Below are 24,180 nucleotides of genomic sequence, written 5' to 3'. Positions count from 1 at the left end.
ATTATGAGCACTCCAATCACACGACAAATTGTACTTGATACCGAAACTACTGGTATGAATAAGCTGGGCGTTCATTATGAAGGTCATAATATCATTGAAATTGGTGCTGTAGAGGTTATCAATCGTCGATTAACAGGGCGAAATTTCCATGTTTATATTAAGCCCGAAAGATTAGTTGATCCTGAAGCGTTTGAAGTTCATGGTATTAGTGATGAGTTTTTAGAAGATTGTCCTTCTTTTGCTGATATCGCTGACGAGTTTTTAGAGTATATTCGTGGCGCAGAGCTGATCATTCATAACGCATCGTTCGATATTGGCTTTATGGATTATGAGTTTAGAAAACTTAACCGTGATATTCCGCCTACTGAAACGTTCTGCCAAATTACCGATAGCCTTGCAATGGCAAGAGCATTATTTCCCGGTAAGCGAAATAACCTTGATGCCTTATGTGATAGATACTTAATAGATAACTCTAAACGTACTCTTCACGGCGCGTTATTGGATGCTGAAATACTTTCTGATGTCTATTTGGCAATGACCGGTGGACAAACAGCATTAGCATTTTCAATGGAAGGTGAATCAAATAACGAGCAAGAGCAAAATGATATCCAGCGTATCGAGCGCCCTGTTTCAGGATTAAGAGTAATAAGAGCAACCGCAGAAGAACTTGCTGAGCATGAGTCTCGATTAGATTTAGTTGAGAAAAAAGGTGGGCATTGTTTGTGGCGTCCAGCATCAAATGATGAGGCTGTTTGAAGATAAAAAATGCAGAAATGGTTAACTGAGATTAAAAACTATCCAAATGCATCTTTTTGTTAGAAAAACAGTTGACGACAAGGCAAGAGATTCGTAATATTCACCTCGTCCAAAAGGATACGCGGAGCGGTAGTTCAGTTGGTTAGAATACCTGCCTGTCACGCAGGGGGGCGCGGGTTCGAGTCCCGTCCGTTCCGCCAAATTATGACGCCATGCTATTTATTAGCATGGCGTTTTTGCTATTGAGGTTTTATCATTATGCCATACCTGCAGTATGCCACTTTTCCGACCTTCTACCCGTAAATAAGCCAAATGTTCACGTAAATCACGCTGTAATGTGTGTTCATATACATTGAACTCTTTGGGCTAAACATAAGAACACAAGGCTTTCTCCTACCATTAAGCGGGCAACTCCAGTACTGATCCCCGTTGATATCCAAACTAGCCCCAGCTAGCCAGTAACACCCTGTTTATTAGACCCGAATAGCCGTTTAATTGAATATATAAATAATTACTGGAAACCAATAAAACAGATTTTAACATTGCCTCAATTAAAAATATAAATATATTTTATGTATATGCTTCTCGGACTTGTGATTGATGACGGGGTATCTTTAATTGTTACCCTTCGAAAAATTACCGTTAAAATAATTAAAGCAATTAGAATAATAAAATAAATCATAATAACAAAGTGAACTAAAAGACTATAATAATGCAAATTATCACTTTTAATTAGCTTTAATTACTCTTTTGCGGATTAATTTAAAGGATTTTCAACCTATATAATAAAATTATTTTTCTTTTAACTTGATTGATTTTGTTTATGTAATTCCAGTAAATATGTCTTTTTACAGTTAGGGTTGTTGGTTCAACGTTAAATTATTGTTGGTTTTAATGACTGTTATATTGTATAAATACATTCATATTTCTAATGAATTTTTCTTTCAGGTTATACATCAATCCACATAGCGATGGTTGAATCTTCAACAAAATGAAGAGTTAGCTGAAGCAGCAAGTGAATTGAGTGCTGGGCATGTAGCGAAGGCAACAGTATTAGTGAAGCGCGGGATGGAATATATAAAACTACTCGCCCAGCAACTTGAAATCCTGACATTTATGCAACAAAGAGGAATTTGCGTAATAAGGTGTTAAGGATCGCCATCCATTATTTTATACAGCAAGCCGACGTAGATTTTTTTGTGGACAGTTACTGATTTATCGAAACAAAGAGCCGGGAGCTAACTATGGTTGATAGAATATCAGAGCAAGAGCATCTTGATGGGGCTGATTCAAAACGTGAAAAGAGTTATAGAGTGACCACCGAAGACAGTCTATTGAATAATAGTCATCGATGTGATGCCAGAGAAATTCTTTCTGAATTTCATAAAGTTGGAAAACATTTTGTTACCCACCAAAAATTACAACAACTGGCAGTATATCGAGATGAATTAGCCCGCAATTCCGCTGGTGATTGGATGTTAAGTTTTCTTAACGTCGTCTTGGATAAATTTGATGACACTTATAGTTACCGATCTTATCTAGCACTGGATTTATTACATTGGCAGAATTACACAGAAAATAGTGCTGATTATATCGATTGGCAACTGACTATTATTACTATGGATTTAATCCGTTTTGAGCTAGAGGCATTGCGTAATAATGGCAGTTGGCTCTATGAAATGGCACCAGATCAGCGACTTGTTAATATGCGTTGCCGACGACTGATAAAGTGTATGGGAAAAGTATATCAACGAATGAATATACAGTGGGAAAATAATGAGCGGGATATGATAGCGATCTGCGACACAATTTGTTCCGCTGTGTTTTTACGCTTATCTGATAATGAAAAATTACGCTTAGAATACTCAATGATACCCGTTTATATTAATCATGATGAGTACATTTTTTTACGTATATTACAGGCTTTTGAAACATTGTTTGATTGGCTGGCCTCTTGTTTAACGGAAGTTATTGCCTTTGCTAAATCGGATCTGAAACAAGCAACTGAACTCTTGTTTCTCAGTGCTAATCGATTGAATGAAATGGCAGCACTTTTTCCATTGCTATCGACGTTGCGGGTTGATGGCTTTCATAGGTTCAGAGACTATACCGAAGGTTCTAGTGCAATCCAGTCACGCAGTTATAAAAAAGTTGAATCATTGTGTAGTAGACCTGATGCTGAAAGATTCAATTCAATAGCCTATCGAGCGGTACCGGAGGTAAGCGAGGAGATTTTATGCAACCCTGAGACGATTGATGATGTTTTTAATCTTATTCCTCAGGATAATTTGTATAAAGATGATTTTCATCAAGCGATGGAGTCGTTTGGATTAGGCATGAAAATATGGAGGCAGTCGCATTACGGTATTGCTGTAAAAATGCTGGGCGCCTCGCCAGGTACTGGCAATACTGAAGGTACTGCCTACCTTAAAGAAGTGAGAAAAATACCTATCTTTAAAAATATCTGAACAAGGTTAGTTATAACCACATGAAATGATAATCCAATTCGGAGGGATGCCTTTCATTACTAAACCCCGGCATTTATGCTGGGTTTTTTGCTTTGTAAACTTTCGAGTATTATTAAATAAGCTGTTTTCTGAAACTATTTTCTGCAAAAATAATAATGGAAAAAAATATTCAATTAACACAGAAAAAAGAAACTTTAGGCTTATTGAAAGTCAAAATACGAAAAATATATTCTTTATTGTAATAAAATTTATAAAAACCATTCTTGGAATAACCTAATTACTTATTTTCTCACTCATTTTGCTAAGGTGATAAGTAACATTTACGTTACGCTGACTTTCCCTTTTAGTTATATATGATGTAAATAAGATTTTTATTACTGAATCAGTGGGTTATCTGCTTTTTATCTTTTTTAATCTCTTATAATTCTACGTCCTTGTAACAAGTTTAGTCAGTTATTAGGTTATAATTAAAACAATACAGTATTTATTTGATTTGATGGATAATTCAGCAATGAAATTTTATCTTGATTAGTCATATCAAGCTAAGGTTTAATAGCACGCTTCTCAATTGCGCAAATCATTGTCTTTTTTGCTTTTCGTTGCGCAACAATGCGGTGGTGTAATGTTATTTTCCGCTTTGATCGTAAAAAATGCCGTGCAAATCAAAGAATTATTGCTTTAAGCTAATTACGATAGCCACCTTGGTGGATTTTTTATATTGCGGTTTTTTGCCTGCATTGAGAGAATCAGCTATCTAGATGCTTTTTATCCGACTTGGAGTAGAAAATGACCACTCGTAAAACCCTTGCTAATGCGATCCGTTTTTTAAGTATGGATGCTGTGCAAAAAGCGAAATCAGGACACCCTGGCGCCCCTATGGGTATGGCTGATATTGCAGAAGTATTATGGCGTGATTTTTTAAATCATAACCCGACTAACCCTAACTGGGCTGATCGTGACCGTTTCGTATTATCTAACGGCCACGCTTCAATGCTGATTTATAGCTTACTGCACCTGTCTGGTTATCAAGTTTCTTTAGATGATCTAAAAAACTTCCGTCAATTGCATTCTAAAACGCCGGGTCACCCAGAATATGGTTATACCCCTGGTGTTGAAACAACAACGGGTCCTTTAGGTCAAGGTATTGCAAACGCAGTGGGCTTTGCTATTGCAGAACGTACATTAGCGGCTCAATTTAACCGTCCTGGTCATGACATTGTTGACCACTACACCTACGCCTTTATGGGTGATGGTTGTATGATGGAAGGTATCTCTCATGAAGCGTGTTCTTTAGCTGGAACATTACAGTTAGGTAAACTGATTGCATTCTATGATGACAATGGCATCTCTATTGATGGTCAAGTGCACGGTTGGTTTACTGATAACACAGCAGAACGTTTTGACGCTTATGGCTGGCATGTCATCAGTGGCATTGATGGACACGATGCAGCAAGCATCAAAGCCGCGGTTGAAGAAGCAAAACAAATTACTGACAAGCCTTCACTGTTGATTTGTAAAACCACTATCGGTTTTGGTTCCCCTCATAAAGCAGGTACTGCTGATTCTCACGGTTCCCCATTAGGTGATGCAGAAATTGCTGAAACACGTAAAGCATTAGGTTGGGAATATGGCGCATTCGAAATTCCACAAGAAATCTATAAAGAGTGGGATGCGAAAGAAGCGGGTAAAGCAAAAGAAGCTGCATGGGATGCTAAATTTGCTGCATACGCAGCACAGTTCCCTGAATTAGCGGCTGAATTCAAACGTCGTGTTTCTGGTGAATTACCCGCAAACTGGGAAAAAGATGCCAAAGCATTTATTGAAAATCTGCAACAAAATCCTTCAAGCATCGCAAGCCGCAAAGCGTCTCAAAATGCATTAGAAGCATTCGGTAAAGTATTACCAGAATTCATGGGCGGTTCTGCGGACTTAGCACCAAGTAACCTGACCATGTGGTCTGGTTCTAAAGCACTGAACGAAGACAAGGCTGGTAACTACATCCATTACGGTGTGCGTGAATTTGGTATGTCTGCAATCATGAACGGTATTGCATTACATGGCGGTTTTGTTCCTTACGGCGCAACCTTCCTGATGTTTATGGAATATGCGCGTAATGCAGTGCGTATGGCTGCACTGATGAAGATCCGCAGTATCTTTGTTTATACTCATGACTCTATCGGTCTGGGTGAAGATGGCCCAACTCACCAACCTGTTGAGCAAATGGCAAGCCTGCGTGTCACTCCAAACGTGAGCACATGGCGTCCATGTGACCAAGTTGAATCAGCTGTTGCATGGAAATATGCTATTGATCGTAAAGATGGCCCTACAGCGCTGATCTTCTCTCGTCAAAATCTTGCACAACAACCACGTACTCCAGAGCAACTGGCAAATATCGAGAAGGGTGGTTACATCCTGAAAGATTGTGCTGGTACGCCTGAATTAATCTTTATTGCCACAGGTTCTGAAGTTGAATTAGCGGTTAGCGCTTATGATCAACTGACTGCTGAAGGCCGTAAAGTACGTGTTGTTTCTATGCCAGCAACAGATGCATTTGATAAGCAAGATGCAGATTACCGTGAAGCAGTATTACCAACATCAGTGAAAGCACGTGTTGCTATCGAAGCTGGTATTGCTGACTATTGGTTCAAATATGTTGGTTTAGAAGGCGCGATTGTTGGTATGCATAGCTTCGGCGAATCTGCACCTGCAAACGAATTATTTGAAGAGTTTGGTTTTACTGTTGAAAATGTGGTCACACAGGCAAAATCTTTACTTAAATAATCAATAAGTGTTAACAAGAGCACATTTTTGGGAAGAATTTCTCAGATGTGCTCTTTTTTTATCCTTCCATCTTTGTTTACTATTGCGATCTTCTCTCATTTCTCGTAATCTGATTATCAATAAGCTGAACCGTTTCAGTTAATGCTAAAATGTCGGTGACTGCACAATTTCTAGATTTACTTGATTTATCGTTGTTGATTAGTATCTTGCTCTATTATTCTAAGCGGTTGCAAATCACAAGTTATCAAGGAAGTCACATGACAATCAGAGTCGCTATTAACGGTTTTGGTCGTATAGGGCGTAATGTGTTAAGAGCGCTTTATGAATCAGGTAAACGGGCTGAAATAACGGTTGTTGCAATAAATGAATTGGCTGATGCACAAGGCATTGGGCATCTTCTCAAGTATGACTCCAGTCACGGACGTTTTGCTTGGGATGTACGAATTAATAACGATTTATTGCAAGTAGGTGATGATAGCATTCGTCTTTTTCATCATGCTGATATTACTGATTTACCTTGGGGTGAGCTTGGTATTGATGTTGTGCTTGATTGTAGTGGTGCTTATGGCTCTCGTGCTGATGGTGAAGCTCATATTGCACAAGGTGCAAAAAAAGTGCTCTTTTCTCATCCGGGGACAACAGATTTAGATGCAACAGTGGTTTTTGGTGTTAATCAACATGAACTTAAAAAAGAACACCGCATTGTTTCAAATGCATCTTGTACAACAAACTGTATTATTCCCATCATTAAAATGATGGATGATGCGTTTAATATAGAGTCAGGAACAGTAACAACAATCCATGCAGCCATGAACGATCAACCCGTGATTGATGCATATCATAAGGATTTACGCCGTACTCGTGCCGCAGGACAATCTATCATTCCTGTTGATACGAAATTAGCCGCAGGAATTACTCGGATTTTCCCAAAATTTAAGGATCATTTTGAGGCAATTTCTGTACGAGTTCCTACAATTAATGTGACGGCAATTGATTTAAGTATCACTGTAAAAACTGCTGTAAATGTGTTAGATGTCAATCGGTTAATTCAAAAATCAGCAACTGGCGCATTTCGTGGTATAGTGGATTACACAGAATTGCCATTAGTCTCAACTGATTTTAACCACGACCCTCATAGTGCTATCGTTGACGGCACTCAAACAAGAGTCAGTGGGCAACACCTGATCAAGACGTTAGTCTGGTGTGATAATGAATGGGGCTTTGCTAATCGGATGCTTGATACAACGTTAGCAATGGCTGCAACTGGTTTTAAATAATCATGTTTTAATGACGGTGTCGCGTAAAATACAACACACTGAACAGAAGATTACTAAATTTTAGAGAATCAATGAGAGGATTCATCATGTCTGTAATTAAGATGACCGATTTAGACCTAGCGGGTAAACGAGTTCTTATCCGTGCTGACCTGAACGTTCCAGTAAAAGATGGTAAAGTGACTTCAGATGCGCGTATCCGTGCTTCTTTACCAACAATTGAAGCCGCGTTAAAACAAGGCGCTAAAGTGATGGTAACTTCTCACTTAGGCCGTCCTACCGAAGGTGAGTACAACGAAGAGTTCTCTTTAAAACCAGTTGTTGACTATCTGAAAGACAAATTAACTGCACCTGTCAGTCTTGCTAAAGACTATTTAAACGGTGTTGAAGTTAATGCCGGTGAATTAGTTGTTCTTGAAAACGTTCGTTTTAACAAAGGCGAAAAGAAAGACGACGAAACACTGTCTAAACAATACGCTGCATTATGTGATGTATTTGTAATGGATGCATTCGGTACAGCTCACCGTGCTCAAGCATCAACTCATGGTGTTGCTAAATTTGCACAAGTTGCTTGTGCTGGCCCACTGTTATCAGCAGAACTTGAAGCATTAGGTAAAGCATTAGATAAACCAGCGCGCCCAATGGTTGCAATTGTTGGTGGTTCTAAAGTTTCAACTAAACTGACTGTATTAGATTCTTTATCAAAAATCGCTGACCAATTAATCGTTGGTGGTGGTATCGCAAATACCTTTATCGCAGCAGAAGGTCACCCAGTAGGCCGTTCTTTATATGAAGCTGATCTTGTCGATGATGCTAAGAAATTAATGGAAAAATGTGATATTCCAGTACCAAGCGATGTTCGTGTTGCAACTGAATTTTCTGAAACAGCAGAAGCTGTATTGAAATCAGCAAATGACATTAAAGATGATGAACAAGTATTGGATATCGGTGATGTGACTGCTGAACGTTTAGCTGAAATTCTGAAAAATGCAAAAACTATTCTGTGGAACGGTCCGGTAGGTGTGTTTGAATTCCCTAACTTCCGTAAAGGTACAGAAATCGTTGCTAAAGCAATCGCAGATAGTGAAGCATTCTCTATCGCTGGCGGTGGTGATACGCTAGCTGCTATTGATTTATTTGATATCGCAGACAAAATCTCTTACATTTCAACCGGTGGTGGTGCTTTCCTAGAATTCGTTGAAGGCAAAAAACTTCCTGCTGTTGCAATGTTAGAAGAACGCGCTAAACAGTAATTAAGTCAGCTCATACAGGTAGAAAATTATTTTCTACCTGTTCCAAATATAGGATCTTATTACATGTCTAAAGTTTTTGATTTCGTGAAACCGGGTGTCATCACTGGTGATGATGTACAAAAAGTATTTGCAGTAGCAAAAGAAAATAAATTTGCTCTGCCTGCGGTTAACTGTGTAGGTACTGACTCAATCAATGCTGTGTTAGAAGCTGCTGCGAAAGTTCGTTCTCCTGTTATTGTACAGTTCTCTAACGGTGGTGCTGCATTTATCGCAGGTAAAGGTCTTAAATCTGATGTACCACAGCAAGCTGCTATTTTAGGTGCAATTTCTGGTGCTCATCATGTGCATCAAATGGCTGAATATTATGGTGTTCCTGTTATTCTGCATACTGACCACTGTGCGAAAAAATTATTACCATGGATTGATGGTCTGTTAGATGCAGGTGAAAAACACTATGCTAAAACAGGCAAACCACTGTTCTCTTCTCATATGATTGACTTATCTGAAGAATCATTAGAAGAAAACATCGAAATCTGTGCTAAATATTTAGCGCGTATGGCTAAAATCGATATGACTTTAGAAATCGAATTAGGCTGTACTGGTGGTGAAGAAGATGGTGTTGATAATACAGGTATGGACAGCTCTGCTCTGTATACACAACCAGAAGATGTTGCTTATGCATATGAAAAACTGAGCGCGGTAAGTCCTCGTTTCACTATCGCAGCCTCTTTCGGTAACGTTCACGGTGTTTATAAACCAGGTAACGTTCAATTAACGCCAAAAATTCTGCGTAACTCACAAGACTACGTATCACAGAAATTCAATCTACCACACAATAGCTTAGATTTCGTTTTCCACGGCGGTTCAGGTTCCTCGGCTGAAGAAATCAAAGAAGCTGTTGATTATGGTGTTATCAAAATGAATATCGATACAGATACTCAGTGGGCAACTTGGGATGGTATCTTACAGTTCTACAAAAAGAATGAAGCCTATCTGCAAGGCCAGTTAGGTAACCCAGAAGGTGCTGATAAACCTAACAAGAAATACTACGACCCACGTAACTGGTTGCGTCACGCACAATCATCTATGGTTGTTCGTTTGGAGCAAGCATTTAAAGAACTGAATTCAGTTGATGTTCTGTAATTGATCACTCTTAATGATTAAATTAAACCCGCTTATTTGGCGGGTTTTTTTATATATCAAGAAAAGTGGAAAATCATGGTAACGCTTAAACGAAAGAATGTTTTTTATTGCAAAATAAAAGCGCCTATTAAAAGCGCTTTTATTAATATTTAATTTAGATTGAAAGATTAAGCAACTTTAACGTTTTTGCTTTCTTCTTTCATCATTCGGTTTAGTAGGGGGACTGTTGCCCACATAACCAAGCCCACAATTAAGGTTACTATGCCAATTTTACCAAATACATCAGTATAAATAGGTAAGGTTTGTAGTGGATCTGTAATACCTTCTGGTGCGGCTGTGAACGTCGCTACATAACCCCCTAACAGATAGGCTGTGGCTTGTGTTAAGAACCACATACCTAAAATAAAGCCCATCATGTATTGTGGTACGAATGCAGCAACCATTGCTAAACCTAACGCACTGATCATCAGTTCACCTAAACTCTGGAATAAGTAAACCAGAACGATAAACCAAGGAGATGTTAAGCCTTGAGCATCGGCAAACCACATACCTGATGCTGCCGCTGTAAGAAAACCTAATGAGCATAGAAGCATACCTGCGGTAAACTTCGCTGGCATTGAAAGGTCTTTACCTTTTGCGCCAAAATGACTGTAAGCGATAGCAAGGATTGGGCTAGCAACAATGATCCAGAATGGGTTTAGTGCTTGGAAGCTTACAGGGTTAATATCAAAGCCTAAAAGTGTGTGATGAACGTTATGAATAGCAAAAAAGTTCAGTGAAGTTGGCATCTGAGCATACAGAATGTAGAAAACAACTGCTTCTAACATTAGAACAAATGCAACATACATTTTATTACGAGCAACTCTGTCTTTTTTGTTTAAAAGCTTCACGGAAATAAATGAAAACAACAATAATGGACAGGCTGACTAAAACGATATTTGCAATCATCACGTTGTGCAGTAACCATGCACAAACAAATACCATCGCAATTGAACCAACAATAACTAATAACAGTTTGTTAAAGCTCATTGGTAAATGGTCTGGTTCAGAACCAATATTGGCAACCATTTTACGACAGAAGAAATAAACTAATAACGCCATGATCAAGCCAATACCACAGATATTATAAGTCAGTGCATATCCGTAACGTTCTGCAAGTACAGGGGCGATAGATAAAGAAATTAATGAGCCGATATTAATCGACATATAAAATAGTGTAAATGCACCATCAAGACGTGGATCTTTAGGTGGATAACATTTTGCTAATAGGCTGGCTGGGTTAGCTTTAAATAAACCATTACCTACCGCGATAGTGCCTAATGCGTAGAAAATTAAATTAGGATACATAATTGACATACCAGTCATAAAATAACCGATAGCCAAGACAATAGCACCTAAAACAATTGTTCGTTTTGTTCCTAATAAGTGGTCACCAACATAACCACCAATAGAAATAAGCCCATAAACCAGCGCAGAGAATGCACCAAAAGTAATGAAAGCCTGTTCTTGAGAGAAACCGAGTTTACTAACAAAATAAACGGCAAGAATACCTTGTACGCCGTAGTAACCAAAACGTTCCCATAATTCTACAAAGAAAATCATAAAGAATGGTTTAGGCTGTTGTAATAAACCGACTTGAGCGGGTTTATCCATATCTGTAATGCCCCTAATTATTATTTATTTTCAACAACGATGTTATTTACTCACATTCACGAGGAATGTTACACGACGGTAACATTATCTGTCGTATTTAGAGTGATGTTTGCAAATTTAAGAAGGTAATCAGCAAGTCGAGTAGACTAATATATTGATGAAATGACTTCTCAAAGGTTGATCACACTGTGGGTAAGATTAATACCAGATTGAAAAAAATATTCATTAGTTTATTTTCAAATAAAGTCATTTAATTGATTTTTTGTATAAAATACAATCAATGGAATTATTATTTGTTTATATTTTAATCTTAGTAAATTAAATAAAGATAAAGGGGAAAGGTAGAGAGAAAATATTTTTGATTATGTGACTAATTGATTCTAGAAAGAAATTTTTTATTATAATTAAAAATTATTCTTTTATAACAAACAGATGTTAATAAATGTTTAATAAGTATCTAAAAGTTAGCTAATGCTACCTTATTAAATAAATATTCATTTAATATAAATAAATATTTAATTTCATGGTGTGATTATAGTCAATAAAAACGCCCTTATTAAAAGTGCGTTTTTATCTTGAGGTAAAATAAGTGAAATTTAAGCAGTGATGGGGACTTGTTTATTTTTAACAGAATGGAAACGACGTTTGAAATAAATAAGTCCATCACCATCTTCACGTACTGAAATAGTCTTAATTTCGGTCATATAAACAAAATGAGTACCGACTTGGCGTACATCATGAATATCACCTTCTAGGCAGGCAAGTGCATTTGTTAATACAGGTTGTTGTAATTGTCCATTTTGCCATCCTGGTTGGGTAAAGCGATCTGCCATCGCGAGCCCTGTCATTCCGGCGAAATGACATGCCATTTCTTCTTGCTCATGATTTAATATATTGATGCTTAATTTTCCATTTTCTTGAAAAATAGAGTTCATCTGACTTTTACTATTGATGCAAACCATTACGGTAGGTGGGTTATCAGTAACAGAACATACCGCAGTTGCTGTTAAGCCACAACAACCCGCATCGCCATTTGTTGCCACGATATTGACTGCAGCACCTAAGCTTGCCATTGCATCCCGAAAAAGTGGGTTAGCCTGTTTTTCCTCAGACATTATTTACTCCTACTGCCAGACTTCTCGTCTGTGGGCGTCTTCACTTAAAATAATTTATTAGTTAGATAACTATAAAAATCATCTGACTACTCCGCTAACAAAGTTGTAATGCTATTGCCGGTCTCTTTGTTGCGTTGTTTAAAAGCTGTAACGCTACCGCGCATGAACAAAGATAGCAATCTTTCTTTGTTACAACCCATTAACTTTATCTCAAAAACTGTGAGACAACCTTATCGCTAAGCGACATTATTCCTAATTTAGAAGTAGGATAATAGGCAAATCAAGCTACTTTTTTGGGTTGATAAAGAGATAACACAAATTGCCAATTTATAAAAATTGTGAATAGCTCAAGATGTTGTGGAAGATGAATTTAGCTCTGAAAAGGGGCATGGGTGATAAATTGCAGAAAGGGAAGAAAATTGCAAAAATTGAGTCAACTTTATTTATTTGTTAATATGAATAATTGTAACAATTAGTCTATTCTTAGAATATAGCCATTTATAAACTATAAACAGCGGTATTTTTTCACTGTCTATATTGAGTGATATTTTGTCATTTCACCTATAACACCATATAAAGAGCTTCTTGATTATGCATGAATCATTAACTATCGCGCTATTACAAGCACGGGAATCTGCGATGGGTTTTTTTCGACCTGTTCTCAAAGAGCATAATCTGACAGAACAGCAGTGGCGTATCATTCGTGTACTTGCGGATAAACGTTCTATTGATTTCCACGAATTAGCGCAAAAATCGTGTATTCTTCGACCAAGTCTAACGGGTATTCTTATTAGAATGGAAAGAGACGAGCTAATTTGTCGTTTAAAACCGATAAGTGACCAACGTAAACTTTTTGTTTCACTTTCTGCTAATGGGCAAAGTTTATACGATAAAATTCAGCCTAAAATTGAAGAAGGTTATCAATTACTTGAGCAAAAGTTTTCGACTGAAAAACTACAACGGTTATCCGGATTATTAAAAGAGCTGATTGCACTTAACTTAGATGATATTGAACAATCAGAGAAATAAATTATTTGATAAGAAAAAAGGAGATGTCATAGCATCTCCTTTTTGTTGCTGTCATGCAGATAAAATTATTGCTTACCTAATACATGCAAGAAGTGAATGTGTTTTTCATACTGATCAAGAATATCGTGAATGATTTGTTCTTTCGTCCAACCCATTACATCATAATCTTGCCCACCTTCTTTTAAATGAATTTCAGCACGATAATATTTATGCTCTTCGTCTCTTTCTTCATCACTTAATCCTGCTAAAGCAAAGGCCGGTTGAGTATAAAAACGCAGGCGAACTTCATAGAAGAAATTCATGTCATCGCCTAAATCGACTTCGAAGCCAATGCGATCATCTTCTTCGTTATGGATATAGCATTGCGTTGCTTGTTTACTTAACTCAGCAGAGACCATTTCCATTGAGGGTTGAATGACTTCATCCATAAAACGTTTTACATGAGAGCGTTTAGGAAAATAGGCAATATTTCTTAAACGACGTTGCCAAGGGATTGGATTACGACTGGCTGGTGGTGCAATCGTAGTTAACTGTTGACTATCACGTTTATATACATCCACTCGCAATGCTTTTATCAGTCCATAAATAGAAGCAAGCAATACTATTGAGAAGGGGAGTGCACTTGCAATAGTTACTGTTTGTAGTGCAGTCAAACCACCCGCTAATAATAAAGTAATTGCAGAGATACCCATTAAGGCAGCCCAGAAAATACGTTGCCATACTGGCGTTTCGCTATCACCGCCAGAAGCTAAAGTATCAACAACCATAGCGCCTGAGTCTGCTGAAGTCACAAAGAAGACGATTACCATCAACATCGCAACGAAGGATAAAACAGACGAGAATGGGAAATAATTTAAGAACTCAAATAAAGCCAATGACACATCTTGTTGTACGATATTGGCGAGGACTTCTGCACCTTTATCTTTGATTAAATGGATCGCAGTGTTACCAAAAACGGTCATCCAAAGTAAAGTGAAGCCAGCAGGAACAAACAGGACACCGACAACAAACTCACGAATAGTACGGCCTCGAGAAATGCGGGCAATAAACATCCCTACAAATGGAGACCATGATAACCACCAACCCCAATAAAGCAGTGTCCATCCCCCTAACCAATCACTCGATTTGGGTTCATATGCGTAAAGATTAAAGGTTTTACTGACAATTTCGGATAGATATCCCCCCGTATTTTCAACAAATGATTTTAATATCAATACGGTTGGGCCGAGAGTAATGACTAATAAAAGAAGAATAACCGCCAATCCTAAGTTAAGTTCAGATAAAAAGCGGATCCCTTTCTCTAACCCAGATACAACAGAAATGGTTGCAAGCCCTGTTATCACTACAATCAATATTACTTGAATAGTTGGATTAATTGGTACATTAAAGAGGTGATTTAAACCCGCATTAACTTGCAGAACACCAAAGCCAAGGGAGGTTGCGACACCAAATACGGTCCCCATCACAGCGAAAATATCAACAGCATGACCAATTGGGCCATATATGCGATCACCAATAATTGGATAAAGTGCAGAGCGTAGTGTTAACGGTAAACCATGGCGATAAGAGAAGAAAGCTAAGATCAATGCGACAATGGCGTAAATTGCCCATGCATGTAATCCCCAGTGGAAAAAGGTTAATCGCATCGCTTCTTTCGCGGCTTCTACGGTTTGAGCTTCGCCAGTCGGAGGCATTAGGTAATGCATAACAGGTTCGGCAACACCAAAGAACATTAAGCCGATCCCCATACCTGCTGAAAAGAGCATGGCAAACCAAGCAAAGTAACTAAAGTGAGGGCGAGCATGATCAGGCCCTAACTTGATTTCACCAAAGCGGGAAAGCCCTAAATAAGTCACACTCAGCAAAACCAATGCAACGGCTAGAATGTAGAACCAGCTCGCGTTTCTGAAGAGATTTTCCTGAAGATGACCTAATTTATCATTAGCTAACTCAGGAAATAACGCAGAGAAACCAACGACCAGTAAAATTAACAACGCTGATGTATAAAAAACGGGAGGATTAATTTTCATCCTAACTTTTTTTTGAGGGGTTATATCGTTTTGTTGACTCATAGTTAACCTATTTATAGTTATTTTCTTAGAAAGAGACTTTTCGCTACCCATTATCTGATTGCTTGTATTACCAGAAAAGAAAAGTTCATAAGAAAATTTGAATAAAACACAAAATTGGATAAATGTTTTATAAAAGAACGGAAGTAAATTATTTTTTCCGCAAGATGAAGAAAAATACAATTAAATCAATTTATTAATAACTTTATATTCTAGATGCTTTCGCTCTTTAATAGGTTTCTCCTGTTGAAAAAAGGAGAACATGGTTACATTTTTTGCTTAAACGATCAACCCTTGGCTTTTTTTTATACAAAAAAAGCCAGTGAAAGTTCACTGGCTCTCAATTCATCAAAAAAACTGAAATCGGATTATTTGTTTTCAGTTTTTAAATCATCAATTTTTTGTTTGGCTTGATCAGTTAATTGATCCGCTTTATCAATTGCTTTATTTTCAGTCTCTTGAGCTTGTTGTTTTACATTATCGCTGGTTTTTGACGCGTCACCTTTCAGTTGATCAATCTTTTTATCTGTTTCTTGCATCAGGTTATCTGCTGCTTTGCTTGCATCTTGTTTTAGCTCTGCGGCTTTTTCAGATAATTTATTACTTTCAGCTTCTAGGCTTTGCTTTATTTCTTCAGCTTTGTTAGCACTCGCATCTTTTAACTCAGCGGCTTTTTGTTCAGCTTTATCTTTTAGCTCTTGAGCTTGTTGTGTCAATTCATCTGATTTTGCTGATGCATTTTCTTTCAAGTCGGCAGCTTTATCTTTGGCTTGTTCAGTCAATTCATTGGCTTTATCTTGCGCTGTTTCAGTGACTTGAGTAGCGGTTTCTTTTGCTTTATCAATGCTATCATCGACTTTCTTAGATGAATCATCACAACCTGCTGTAATAGTGACAAGACCCGCTAGAACCAATGAAGTAAGTAGTTTTTTATTCATTTTTTTCTCCAAAATGTGAGTTTAAAAACAATTCAGTGAAATCCCGCGTAAGAAATAGAAAAGGCGAGAAGCTATTGAGTTCTGAATCCGAATAAGATATTACGGATAAGCTATCCTAATAAGTATAGTATGAGTCTTAAAATCAACAAACCTAAGTATATTAAGTGTTTTTTCTTAGTCAAATATCATCAAAAATAATTTAAATTTTTATCTAGGTGAGATTTTCTGCTTTATAATAAGTGCAGAAGTTATTGGAAATGTGAGACAAAAATGGAATATTACTTTCTGGTTATTATTAAATTTATTATTGGTTTTACTATCATATTAGCCCATATGAATTTATCGGGTAAAACACAACTCTCTCAATTAACACCTATTGATTTTATTGGCAATTTTGTCCTTGGTGGCATTATGGGAGGGGTAATTTATACCGATGCAATCCCTCTTTATCAATATATTATCGTCTTTTTAATTGGTGTCTGTTTTATCTCTTTGCTTAATTATATTAGTAAGCGATTCAACTTTTTCCGTGCGGTGACGATTGGCAATCCTATTCCTATTATAAAGAACGGCGAGTTTATAATGGAAAACATCATGGAGAAAAAGAATAAAATAGATATTTTAAACATAACGTCTCGTCTTCATGCTCAAGGTATTCATTCGTTTCAAGAGGTCAATTATGCGCAAATTGAACCTGATGGACAAATTACGGTAGTGTGTGACGGTGCTAAAATGCCATCCTTGATAGTGATGAAAGATGGCGTTATCCGTACTTCAGAATTAGTACAAATAGAAAAAGATGAAGCATGGTTACAAGAAGAAATGAAAAACCAGCATATTGATAAGCCTGAAGATGTTTTTTTAGCTGAATTTTGGGATGGGAAAGTGAATTTTATTTTGCAAGATGGCAAGATAAAACGTACCGCACCACTGCAGAATAATTAATTAAAATACAAATCGATGATTAGGTGAATGCTGTAGAGTAACAATGGCGACATAATGTCGCTATTGTTACTTTCTAGTCGTAGAACTATAACTTAAACACAGCAAAATCAGACGCAATTTCAGTATGGCTAAAAACGTGTTGGCATTCATTGAGTAACTCAACGCACTCTTCGGGTAAATAGCGGCTACTAAGATGGGTAATAATCAACTTTTTGACATTAGCGTCTTTTGCTAATGTTGCAGCTTGTACTGTAGTTGAATGCCCGCGACTATTGGCTTGTTCTGCCATTTCATGCTTAAACGTTGCTTCATGCACAATAACATCTGCATTATTTGCTAGTTTTAATGCATCCGGAGTGGGTTGTGTATCACCAAAAATAGCAATACAGCGTCCTTTTATTTCAGGGCCGATATATTCTTGGCCATCAATGACTCTGCCATCGGGCAACGTAATAGTTTTGCCTTGTTTTAACTCTTGTAACCAAGGGCCGGTCGGAATATTTTCAGCTTTTAGCTTCTGAGCATCGAGTTTACCGGGGCTATTTTCTTCTTCTAAGCGATAGCCAAAACAAGGTACTGGATGAGAAAGCGCTTCACAACTGACTTTCATTCCTTCTTCTTCAAACAGAAAACCAGCTTCGTCAATCTCAATAATATTAATAGGGTAAGTTAAATAGGATTGACTTAATGTCAGCGCTGTTTCTATAAAAGCTTTTATACCCGTAGGGCCATACACTGTTAAAAGTGTTTCTGTTCCCCCCATTGAGCGACTACAAAGTAATCCTGGTAAACCAAAAATATGATCGCCATGCAAATGGGTAATAAAAATTTTATTTAAACGCGGTAGTTTCACGCGGGTATGCAGTATCTGATGTTGTGTCGCTTCACCACAATCGAACATCCACATACTTTTTTGTTTATTTTGTAAATCAAGCACCATACTTGTGACGTTCCGATCTTTAGAAGGAACACCAGCATTAGTGCCTAAAAAAATGAGCTCCATAATGAAATATTATTCTCCATGTTGAATTTGTTCCCAGCTTAAATCAAATTTCGCAAGGTATTTGCGTAGGCGATCGGCATCGTTGGGCTGTTTTTTATTTTGTCTTGATACTGCGAAAAGTTTTCTACCGGCTTCTGAGAGAGTTGATGATTGCTGGCAAGTTTTGATAACCGTATTCAGTTGGCTGAGATCGAAAAGATCGATATCCTGATCTTTTAATAAAGAAGAAGTTATTCCCCAATTTTGTCTTAAACGGCTAATTTCTTCCTCAACAAGTGCTAGAGTAATACGACCATTTTCGGCAAGTGTTGCCATTCGCGTTATACTAGCACTAAGTTCACGAAAATTACCACGCCATAATGCCTGTTCAGATGTGGCAAACCGAATATAGTGAGATTTCGCATCAGAGTTAAAACGGATTACCTTTTGATGGCGTTTTGTAAAGTGATGCAATTCATAATCGATATTAGGCTCAATATCCTCTTTACGATCGGCTAGACCAGGTAGTGAAAAAGACCATAAGTTGATCCTTGCATAGAGATCTTCACGAAAAAGTCCTTTTGCAATTTGCTTGTCCATATCACGATGTGTTCCTGCGATTAGCTGAAAATCACTTTGTACCTCAGTATCTGAACCATAAGGATAAAAAGATTTTTCTTCTATTGCTTTAAGTAGCATCGCTTGCTCATCAAGTCCTAATTCTGCAATTTCATCAAGAAATAAAATCCCTTTATCTGCTTCTCTTAATAAGCCATGTCTGGCTTGTAATGCCCCTGTAAATGCACCTTTTACATGTCCAAATAAAGTGGACATCGCATTGTCTCCTCGCAAAGTGGCGCAGTTAACAGCGATAAAACGCCCTTTTACAAAATGGCGTGATTGTCGTAATTCATAAATACGTTGAGCAAGAAATGATTTTCCAGCACCAGTGGGACCAGTTAATAGAATAGGAGCAAAAGAGCGCAATGCGACTCGTTCAATCTGAGCAATTAAAGTATTGAAGCGTTCATTACGTGTGGCAATCCCCGATTTTAAAAAAGAGAGTGACTCATTATGGTAGTGCTCAAACCGGCTCGTTAATTTTGTATAACGGCTTAAATCAAGGTCAATAATGGCATAACTGCCCGTAGCTGACTGTATGGTTTTCACACCGTCTTTATTTTCTATTTTAGATGTGGGTGAGGTTTGTAATAGTTTTGCTGGCAAGTAGTGTGCTTCTGTCAGTAGAAACCAACAAATTTGAGCAATATGTGTTCCCGTTGTGATATGCACATAATATTCTTCATTTTCAGTATCAAATGGATAATTCACGGCAAAATCAAGAAAATGGCTGTAAACCTCTTCAAGATCCCACGGATCACAAATATCAATTTCATAAGGCCACACCTCAGTATCAGGTGAAATGGTATGAATATCTTCAGTGATCTTTGACGCTAACATTGAATCATTAGGCTGGTGGATCATCACTAATCGGCTAACAGGAAAATCCTTTTGATGACAAATGGAAATTGTTGGGCGCCATGAATTCCACCTTTTATGGCTTTTACCTCTTTTATCTAATGTTGTGCCTAAAACACCAATCACTACTTTGCGTTTCATTAAGTTATCCCTACTTATTTTTTATCTATTTTTATAAATATATAGATAAAAAGATAGTGTTCTGTTGTTTTTAATTTAATGGGTAAATATCTAAAAATAACACTAAAAATAATTTAATTAATAAAAACAATGAATTAAAAATATTTTTGGTGTTTTTTTAAAACTTGGCACGATATTGGCAATGTTATTATTGTCTTGAGCAGATTTTAAATCTGGTAGGCACATAAAGAACACTCTGTCGTGTTATCTAAATGTGTTCCTCCACATCGAGACTCTGTAGGTGAAGAGGGTTATTTTCAGGTTCGATTCCTGACACCAAAACCATTACAAATCCAAATGTAAAATTAAATAAAAAAATCGTTGTGACAGCTGTACCGTCACCTTACTTATCCACCAGCAACTGAGCTGGATTGATAGCAGAAGAAGAGACAAACAAAGTATCGTTCCTCTCTTGTTTTCCTTTCAGTTTCGCAAAGCTTGCCCGTGGAAAAGTAAGTCACGATAAATTGCACTATATAAAGAAGAATAAAAGAAGAAGGAACGAAAAATGATAAAAACAACAATAGTGGTAAAACAGGGGCAGTTAGCACTTTTAAAGAAAAAAGATGAGTACATTGATGTGCTAACAGCAGGTGAACATAAGTTTTTTGATTTTTGGCGTCAGCTCAGTGTAGATCTCTTCCCTTTAAATGGGGGGGCATTAGAAAGCGAGAAAGCCGAATTTTTACGTCAATATTATCCTAAATGGGTAGCTGAGTATGGTTTTGATATTGTGTTATCGGATGAAGAGATTGGCCTTTTATATGAAAACGGCTCTTTAAAAGAGATCTTAGCACCAGGAACACGACGTTTATATTGGCGTTATGCCGACCGTTCTCTAGAAATAGTATCTATCGATGAACTTGAAGTATCTTCAATGTTGATGAAAAAACTCCAGCATCCTAAATTACGAAATCAAGTCATAAAAGGAAGTGAAGGGATCCTCAATGTGGATATTCCTGCTTGGCATAATGGTGTTATTCGGATCAATGGGGAAACACAAGCGTTATTGCCACCGGGATTAAAAGGCTATTGGCGTTATCAGCATAAAGTGGATGTTGAAGTAGTCGATATGCGTTTACAAACACTGGATGTGAGTGGACAGGAGATCTTAACAAAAGACAAAGTAACACTGCGTATTAATTTATCGGCTAACTGGCGTTATAGCGACGTACTTTTAGCATATCAACAATTGGCTTCACCATTGGAGTTTTTATATAAAGAGTTGCAATTTGCTTTACGCGAAGCAGTAGGAACAAGAACGCTGGATGAATTATTAGAAAATAAAAGCCTGATAGATAGTTTAGTCAGTGAAAAAATCAGTGAAGTCACTCAAGGATATGGTATTGAAGTGGCTTCATTAGGGGTAAAAGATATTGTTTTACCGGGTGAAATGAAAACGATTTTAGCGCAAGTGGTTGAGGCAGAAAAATCAGCTCAGGCTAATGTTATTCGTCGAAGAGAAGAAACATCCGCAACGCGTTCTCTATTAAATACGGCAAAAGTGATGGAAAACAATCCTGTAGCCTTACGGTTAAAAGAGCTAGAAACCGTAGAACGTATTGCAGAACGTATTGATAAGATTTCCGTTTATGGCGGTTTAGACCAAGTATTAAACGGGTTAGTACAAATTAAAGGAGCATAAGCATGATATTGGATCACCAAATAGTAAAAGAAGCAGGGACTGCTGAAATTAAAATGTGGACAAATGGTGTGCCTGTTGAGGCTGATGCTCTAAAGCAGCTTATCAATACCGCTAAGATGCCTTTTATTTTTAAACATATGGCGGTCATGCCTGATGTTCACTTAGGCAAAGGTTCAACAATAGGCAGTGTTATCCCAACCAAAGGTGCGATTATTCCGGCAGCTGTTGGTGTGGATATCGGTTGTGGAATGATAGCGGTGAAAACATCATTACACGCAAATGATCTGCCTGATAATTTATTTGCCATAAGAACGGCAATAGAAAGAGCAGTACCTCATGGAAGAACAAGTTATCAATCAGGGAACGATCGTGGTTCATGGAAGAACCCGCCTAAACTTGTTGATCAGCATTGGCAACAACTTGAAGGGCGTTTTAAGGTGTTAACTGATAAGTATCCACGTTTGCGAAATACGAATAACTATCGTCATCTTGGAACATTAGGAACAGGGAATCACTTTATCGAGTTGTGCCTTGATGAATCAGATAATGTTTGGGTCATGTTACATAGTGGCTCTCGTGGCGTCGGTAATGCTATCGGTACGCTATTTATACAAATGGCACAAGAAGATATGAGGGAACATATCGCTAACTTGCCGGATAGAAACTTAGCATATTTAAGAGAAGGGACACTTTTCTATGATGACTATATAGAAGCCGTAGAATGGGCACAGGATTTTGCCCGACATAACCGTGAAATTATGATGGAACACGTGTTGGCGGCATTATCAACACAAATAGCTAAGCCTTTTACAACACAACAACAGGCGGTAAATTGCCACCATAATTATGTGCAAAAGGAAATGCACTTTGGTGAAGAAGTGCTGGTGACTCGAAAAGGCGCTGTTTCGGCTCAAAAAGGTGAAATGGGAATAATCCCTGGCTCAATGGGCGCTAAAAGTTTTATTGTGAGAGGAAAAGGAAATGCTGAAAGTTTCTGTTCATGTAGTCATGGTGCAGGACGCGTAATGAGTCGAACAGCAGCGAAAAAAACCTTTAGTGTTGAAGACCAAATGAGAGCAACTGCACATGTGGAATGTCGAAAAGATAAAGATGTGATTGATGAAATTCCCATGGCTTATAAGGATATTGATGCGGTTATGAAGGCGCAGTTATCACTTGTTGAGATAGTTCATACACTACGACAGGTTGTTTGTGTAAAAGGATAATGGTGTTTTTAAGGTAATTCATAACTATCCCCTAACGATAACGCTGGGGATAGTGAGATATGAAAGCGTGTGTATGGTATGCAAATGAATATAAGTTAAAGAATTAAAGTTACCTTTAAATTAAGTCATTATTTCTCGCTCAAAATTTGAACGATAAATGTTTAGTATTATTAATAAATAATTACTAATATCAAACTTATTACTAACCAATAAAGATAATCAAAAAAAGAATACCTATATTAAGTCATTTCATAATTGAAAAGTAATTATTAATAATCTATTAATATCTACAATCGCAGTTATTTATTTTAGTATAAAACAATTCCTAATTTTATTAATTATATAAAAATTAACTTTATTCTTATTGAAAAAATATAGCTTATTCTATTTAGAGTATTAATCCTCATTGTATATATTAATAAAAAAGTAATTGTTAATTTATTGCATCCCAAATGTGAAAAAAACGTTTTGAATTACTTGCAGTATAGATAACAGTATGTGAAATATTACGATGTCCTAAATAATCTTGAATTAGACGTGTATCTCGCCCCAAATCAGCTAAGGCATAGCCACACGCATGGCGTAGCATATGAGGGTGAGGAATAATAGATACATTAGCTTTTTTACCTAAACGGCGAAGTAATCCATAAACTTGTTGACGCGAAATTGGGCCTGTTTTTTGAGATAAAAACACCCATTCAGAATCAGCTTCTCTCCATGTTTCCCGTTTTTTCAACCAGTTAACTAACGCTTCATACTCATCTTCTATAATTGGTTGTGTTGTAGATAGCCCTCCTTTCAAACGTCTGACATAGAGTATCCTACTTTCCAAATCAATATCGCTGAGGGTTAACTTACATAACTCACTAACGCGAAATCCATGTAAAAAACACATTAAAAACATGCAGTAATCTCTTTCTGGATACCGTCCTTCCTTTGCTTGTTTCAAAATAGAATTGATCTCAAAACGTGTAAGAAACTTGCGTTGCTTCATTTTTCATAACCTTTTCAATGAGATAACAAGGAACAAAAGTCAATTGTTGCATAACTATAACAAGTAATATGCATCAATAAAGGATTATATTTTTTTTATGCTTTCACTTTTACTTGTTCATTTTAAACAAGTTTATCGAAAGATTATTAATTTTTGAAAAATAAAAGCTATTGATTGAAAAAGTGAAAAATAAATAAAGAGAGGAATTCAGACATCTTTAGAGAAATAAACAGAATACACCAAATTGTTT

16 protein-coding genes, 1 tRNA gene and 1 pseudogene are annotated in these 24,180 nt (G+C 37.2%); 11 read left to right on the top strand and 7 right to left on the bottom strand.

Translation table 11 applies throughout. The features are described from left to right. The first annotated feature begins 3 nt into the window (after nucleotides 1–3). The 7 genes from dnaQ to fbaA all read left to right on the top strand — a co-directional run bounded on the left by dnaQ (nucleotide 4) and on the right by fbaA (nucleotide 9,675). Nucleotides 4–756 (top strand): DNA polymerase III subunit epsilon, encoded by a 753-nt coding sequence (gene dnaQ, locus CUB63_RS08010; protein ID WP_006534924.1) that lies wholly within the window; start codon nucleotides 4–6, stop codon nucleotides 754–756. Nucleotides 757–879: 123 nt separating this feature from the next. Next, nucleotides 880–956: transfer RNA gene (locus CUB63_RS08005), tRNA-Asp, on the top strand. Between the two features lie 1,044 nt (nucleotides 957–2,000). Beyond that, nucleotides 2,001–3,224 (top strand): hypothetical protein, encoded by a 1,224-nt coding sequence (locus tag CUB63_RS08000; RefSeq protein ID WP_109847836.1) that lies wholly within the window; start codon nucleotides 2,001–2,003, stop codon nucleotides 3,222–3,224. Between the two features lie 786 nt (nucleotides 3,225–4,010). Next, the gene (gene tkt, locus CUB63_RS07995) at nucleotides 4,011–6,005 is read left to right on the top strand and encodes a transketolase (RefSeq protein WP_072063579.1); all 1,995 of its coding nucleotides are present in this window, start codon (nucleotides 4,011–4,013) and stop codon (nucleotides 6,003–6,005) included. 257 nt (nucleotides 6,006–6,262) lie between these two features. Further along, a complete protein-coding gene (gene epd, locus CUB63_RS07990) occupies nucleotides 6,263–7,282 on the top strand; it encodes an erythrose-4-phosphate dehydrogenase (RefSeq protein ID WP_109399230.1) in 1,020 nt (339 codons plus the stop codon). Nucleotides 7,283–7,368: 86 nt separating this feature from the next. Then, nucleotides 7,369–8,532 carry a phosphoglycerate kinase gene (gene pgk, locus CUB63_RS07985; protein WP_072063577.1) on the top strand — a complete coding sequence of 388 codons (1,164 nt, stop codon included), beginning with the start codon at nucleotides 7,369–7,371 and terminating at the stop codon, nucleotides 8,530–8,532. 63 nt (nucleotides 8,533–8,595) lie between these two features. After that, on the top strand, nucleotides 8,596–9,675 hold the full coding sequence (fbaA, locus tag CUB63_RS07980; protein WP_006534914.1) for a class II fructose-bisphosphate aldolase: 1,080 nt from the start codon (nucleotides 8,596–8,598) through the stop codon (nucleotides 9,673–9,675). Nucleotides 9,676–9,842: 167 nt separating this feature from the next. Here the strand turns inward: fbaA and dtpB are convergent. Further along, nucleotides 9,843–11,328 (bottom strand): annotated as a pseudogene (gene dtpB, locus CUB63_RS07975) (dipeptide/tripeptide permease DtpB). A gap of 596 nt (nucleotides 11,329–11,924) precedes the next feature. After that, a complete protein-coding gene (hpaC, locus tag CUB63_RS07970) occupies nucleotides 11,925–12,443 on the bottom strand; it encodes a 4-hydroxyphenylacetate 3-monooxygenase, reductase component (protein WP_006534912.1) in 519 nt (172 codons plus the stop codon). Nucleotides 12,444–13,034: 591 nt separating this feature from the next. Between hpaC and hpaR the strand changes: the two genes are divergently transcribed. Next, nucleotides 13,035–13,472, top strand: coding sequence for a homoprotocatechuate degradation operon regulator HpaR (gene hpaR / locus CUB63_RS07965; RefSeq protein WP_006534911.1), 438 nt, complete (start codon nucleotides 13,035–13,037; stop codon nucleotides 13,470–13,472). 65 nt (nucleotides 13,473–13,537) lie between these two features. Here hpaR and betT read toward each other — a convergent pair whose 3' ends face one another. Beyond that, nucleotides 13,538–15,544, bottom strand: a complete 2,007-nt coding sequence (betT, locus tag CUB63_RS07960) for a choline BCCT transporter BetT (protein ID WP_072063574.1) — start codon at nucleotides 15,542–15,544, stop codon at nucleotides 13,538–13,540. Nucleotides 15,545–15,909: 365 nt separating this feature from the next. Beyond that, nucleotides 15,910–16,479 carry a hypothetical protein gene (locus tag CUB63_RS07955; RefSeq protein ID WP_109847835.1) on the bottom strand — a complete coding sequence of 190 codons (570 nt, stop codon included), beginning with the start codon at nucleotides 16,477–16,479 and terminating at the stop codon, nucleotides 15,910–15,912. Nucleotides 16,480–16,749: 270 nt separating this feature from the next. On the opposite strand from CUB63_RS07955, the gene CUB63_RS07950 reads away from it, so the two are divergent. Then, a complete protein-coding gene (locus tag CUB63_RS07950) occupies nucleotides 16,750–17,424 on the top strand; it encodes a DUF421 domain-containing protein (RefSeq protein ID WP_072063573.1) in 675 nt (224 codons plus the stop codon). 85 nt (nucleotides 17,425–17,509) lie between these two features. On the opposite strand, the gene rnz is transcribed toward CUB63_RS07950, so the two are convergent. Both rnz and rtcR read right to left on the bottom strand, forming a co-directional pair. Next, nucleotides 17,510–18,427: a ribonuclease Z gene (gene rnz, locus CUB63_RS07945; protein ID WP_109847834.1), complete on the bottom strand. Its 918-nt coding sequence runs from the start codon at nucleotides 18,425–18,427 to the stop codon at nucleotides 17,510–17,512. Between the two features lie 9 nt (nucleotides 18,428–18,436). Continuing rightward, nucleotides 18,437–20,026, bottom strand: a complete 1,590-nt coding sequence (gene rtcR, locus CUB63_RS07940; RefSeq protein WP_109847833.1) for an RNA repair transcriptional activator RtcR — start codon at nucleotides 20,024–20,026, stop codon at nucleotides 18,437–18,439. Between the two features lie 550 nt (nucleotides 20,027–20,576). Between rtcR and CUB63_RS07935 the strand changes: the two genes are divergently transcribed. Then, entirely contained in the window at nucleotides 20,577–21,710 is a 1,134-nt protein-coding gene (locus tag CUB63_RS07935; RefSeq protein WP_109847905.1) for a slipin family protein, read from the top strand. A gap of 2 nt (nucleotides 21,711–21,712) precedes the next feature. Next, complete coding sequence (locus tag CUB63_RS07930; RefSeq protein WP_109847832.1) at nucleotides 21,713–22,936, top strand: RtcB family protein; 1,224 nt, start codon at nucleotides 21,713–21,715, stop codon at nucleotides 22,934–22,936. 433 nt (nucleotides 22,937–23,369) lie between these two features. On the opposite strand, the gene mrpI is transcribed toward CUB63_RS07930, so the two are convergent. Continuing rightward, complete coding sequence (gene mrpI / locus CUB63_RS07925; protein WP_006534900.1) at nucleotides 23,370–23,930, bottom strand: phase variation DNA invertase MrpI; 561 nt, start codon at nucleotides 23,928–23,930, stop codon at nucleotides 23,370–23,372. Nucleotides 23,931–24,180 lie beyond the last annotated feature (250 nt).

The sequence above is a fragment of the Proteus penneri genome (assembly GCF_003144535.1).
Lineage (GTDB): Bacteria > Pseudomonadota > Gammaproteobacteria > Enterobacterales > Enterobacteriaceae > Proteus > Proteus penneri.
This window is presented reverse-complemented; position numbering and strand designations above follow the sequence as displayed.

Coding starts and splice junctions, on each gene's coding strand:
- fbaA (WP_006534914.1), top strand. CDS start 8,596: ATGTCTAAAGTTTTTGATTTCGTGAAACCGGGTGTCATCACTGGTGAT.
- hpaR (WP_006534911.1), top strand. CDS start 13,035: ATGCATGAATCATTAACTATCGCGCTATTACAAGCACGGGAATCTGCG.
- epd (WP_109399230.1), top strand. CDS start 6,263: ATGACAATCAGAGTCGCTATTAACGGTTTTGGTCGTATAGGGCGTAAT.
- mrpI (WP_006534900.1), bottom strand. CDS start 23,930: ATGAAGCAACGCAAGTTTCTTACACGTTTTGAGATCAATTCTATTTTG.
- pgk (WP_072063577.1), top strand. CDS start 7,369: ATGTCTGTAATTAAGATGACCGATTTAGACCTAGCGGGTAAACGAGTT.
- betT (WP_072063574.1), bottom strand. CDS start 15,544: ATGAGTCAACAAAACGATATAACCCCTCAAAAAAAAGTTAGGATGAAA.
- rnz (WP_109847834.1), bottom strand. CDS start 18,427: ATGGAGCTCATTTTTTTAGGCACTAATGCTGGTGTTCCTTCTAAAGAT.
- hpaC (WP_006534912.1), bottom strand. CDS start 12,443: ATGTCTGAGGAAAAACAGGCTAACCCACTTTTTCGGGATGCAATGGCA.
- CUB63_RS07950 (WP_072063573.1), top strand. CDS start 16,750: ATGGAATATTACTTTCTGGTTATTATTAAATTTATTATTGGTTTTACT.
- CUB63_RS08000 (WP_109847836.1), top strand. CDS start 2,001: ATGGTTGATAGAATATCAGAGCAAGAGCATCTTGATGGGGCTGATTCA.
- dnaQ (WP_006534924.1), top strand. CDS start 4: ATGAGCACTCCAATCACACGACAAATTGTACTTGATACCGAAACTACT.
- rtcR (WP_109847833.1), bottom strand. CDS start 20,026: ATGAAACGCAAAGTAGTGATTGGTGTTTTAGGCACAACATTAGATAAA.
- CUB63_RS07955 (WP_109847835.1), bottom strand. CDS start 16,479: ATGAATAAAAAACTACTTACTTCATTGGTTCTAGCGGGTCTTGTCACT.
- tkt (WP_072063579.1), top strand. CDS start 4,011: ATGACCACTCGTAAAACCCTTGCTAATGCGATCCGTTTTTTAAGTATG.
- CUB63_RS07930 (WP_109847832.1), top strand. CDS start 21,713: ATGATATTGGATCACCAAATAGTAAAAGAAGCAGGGACTGCTGAAATT.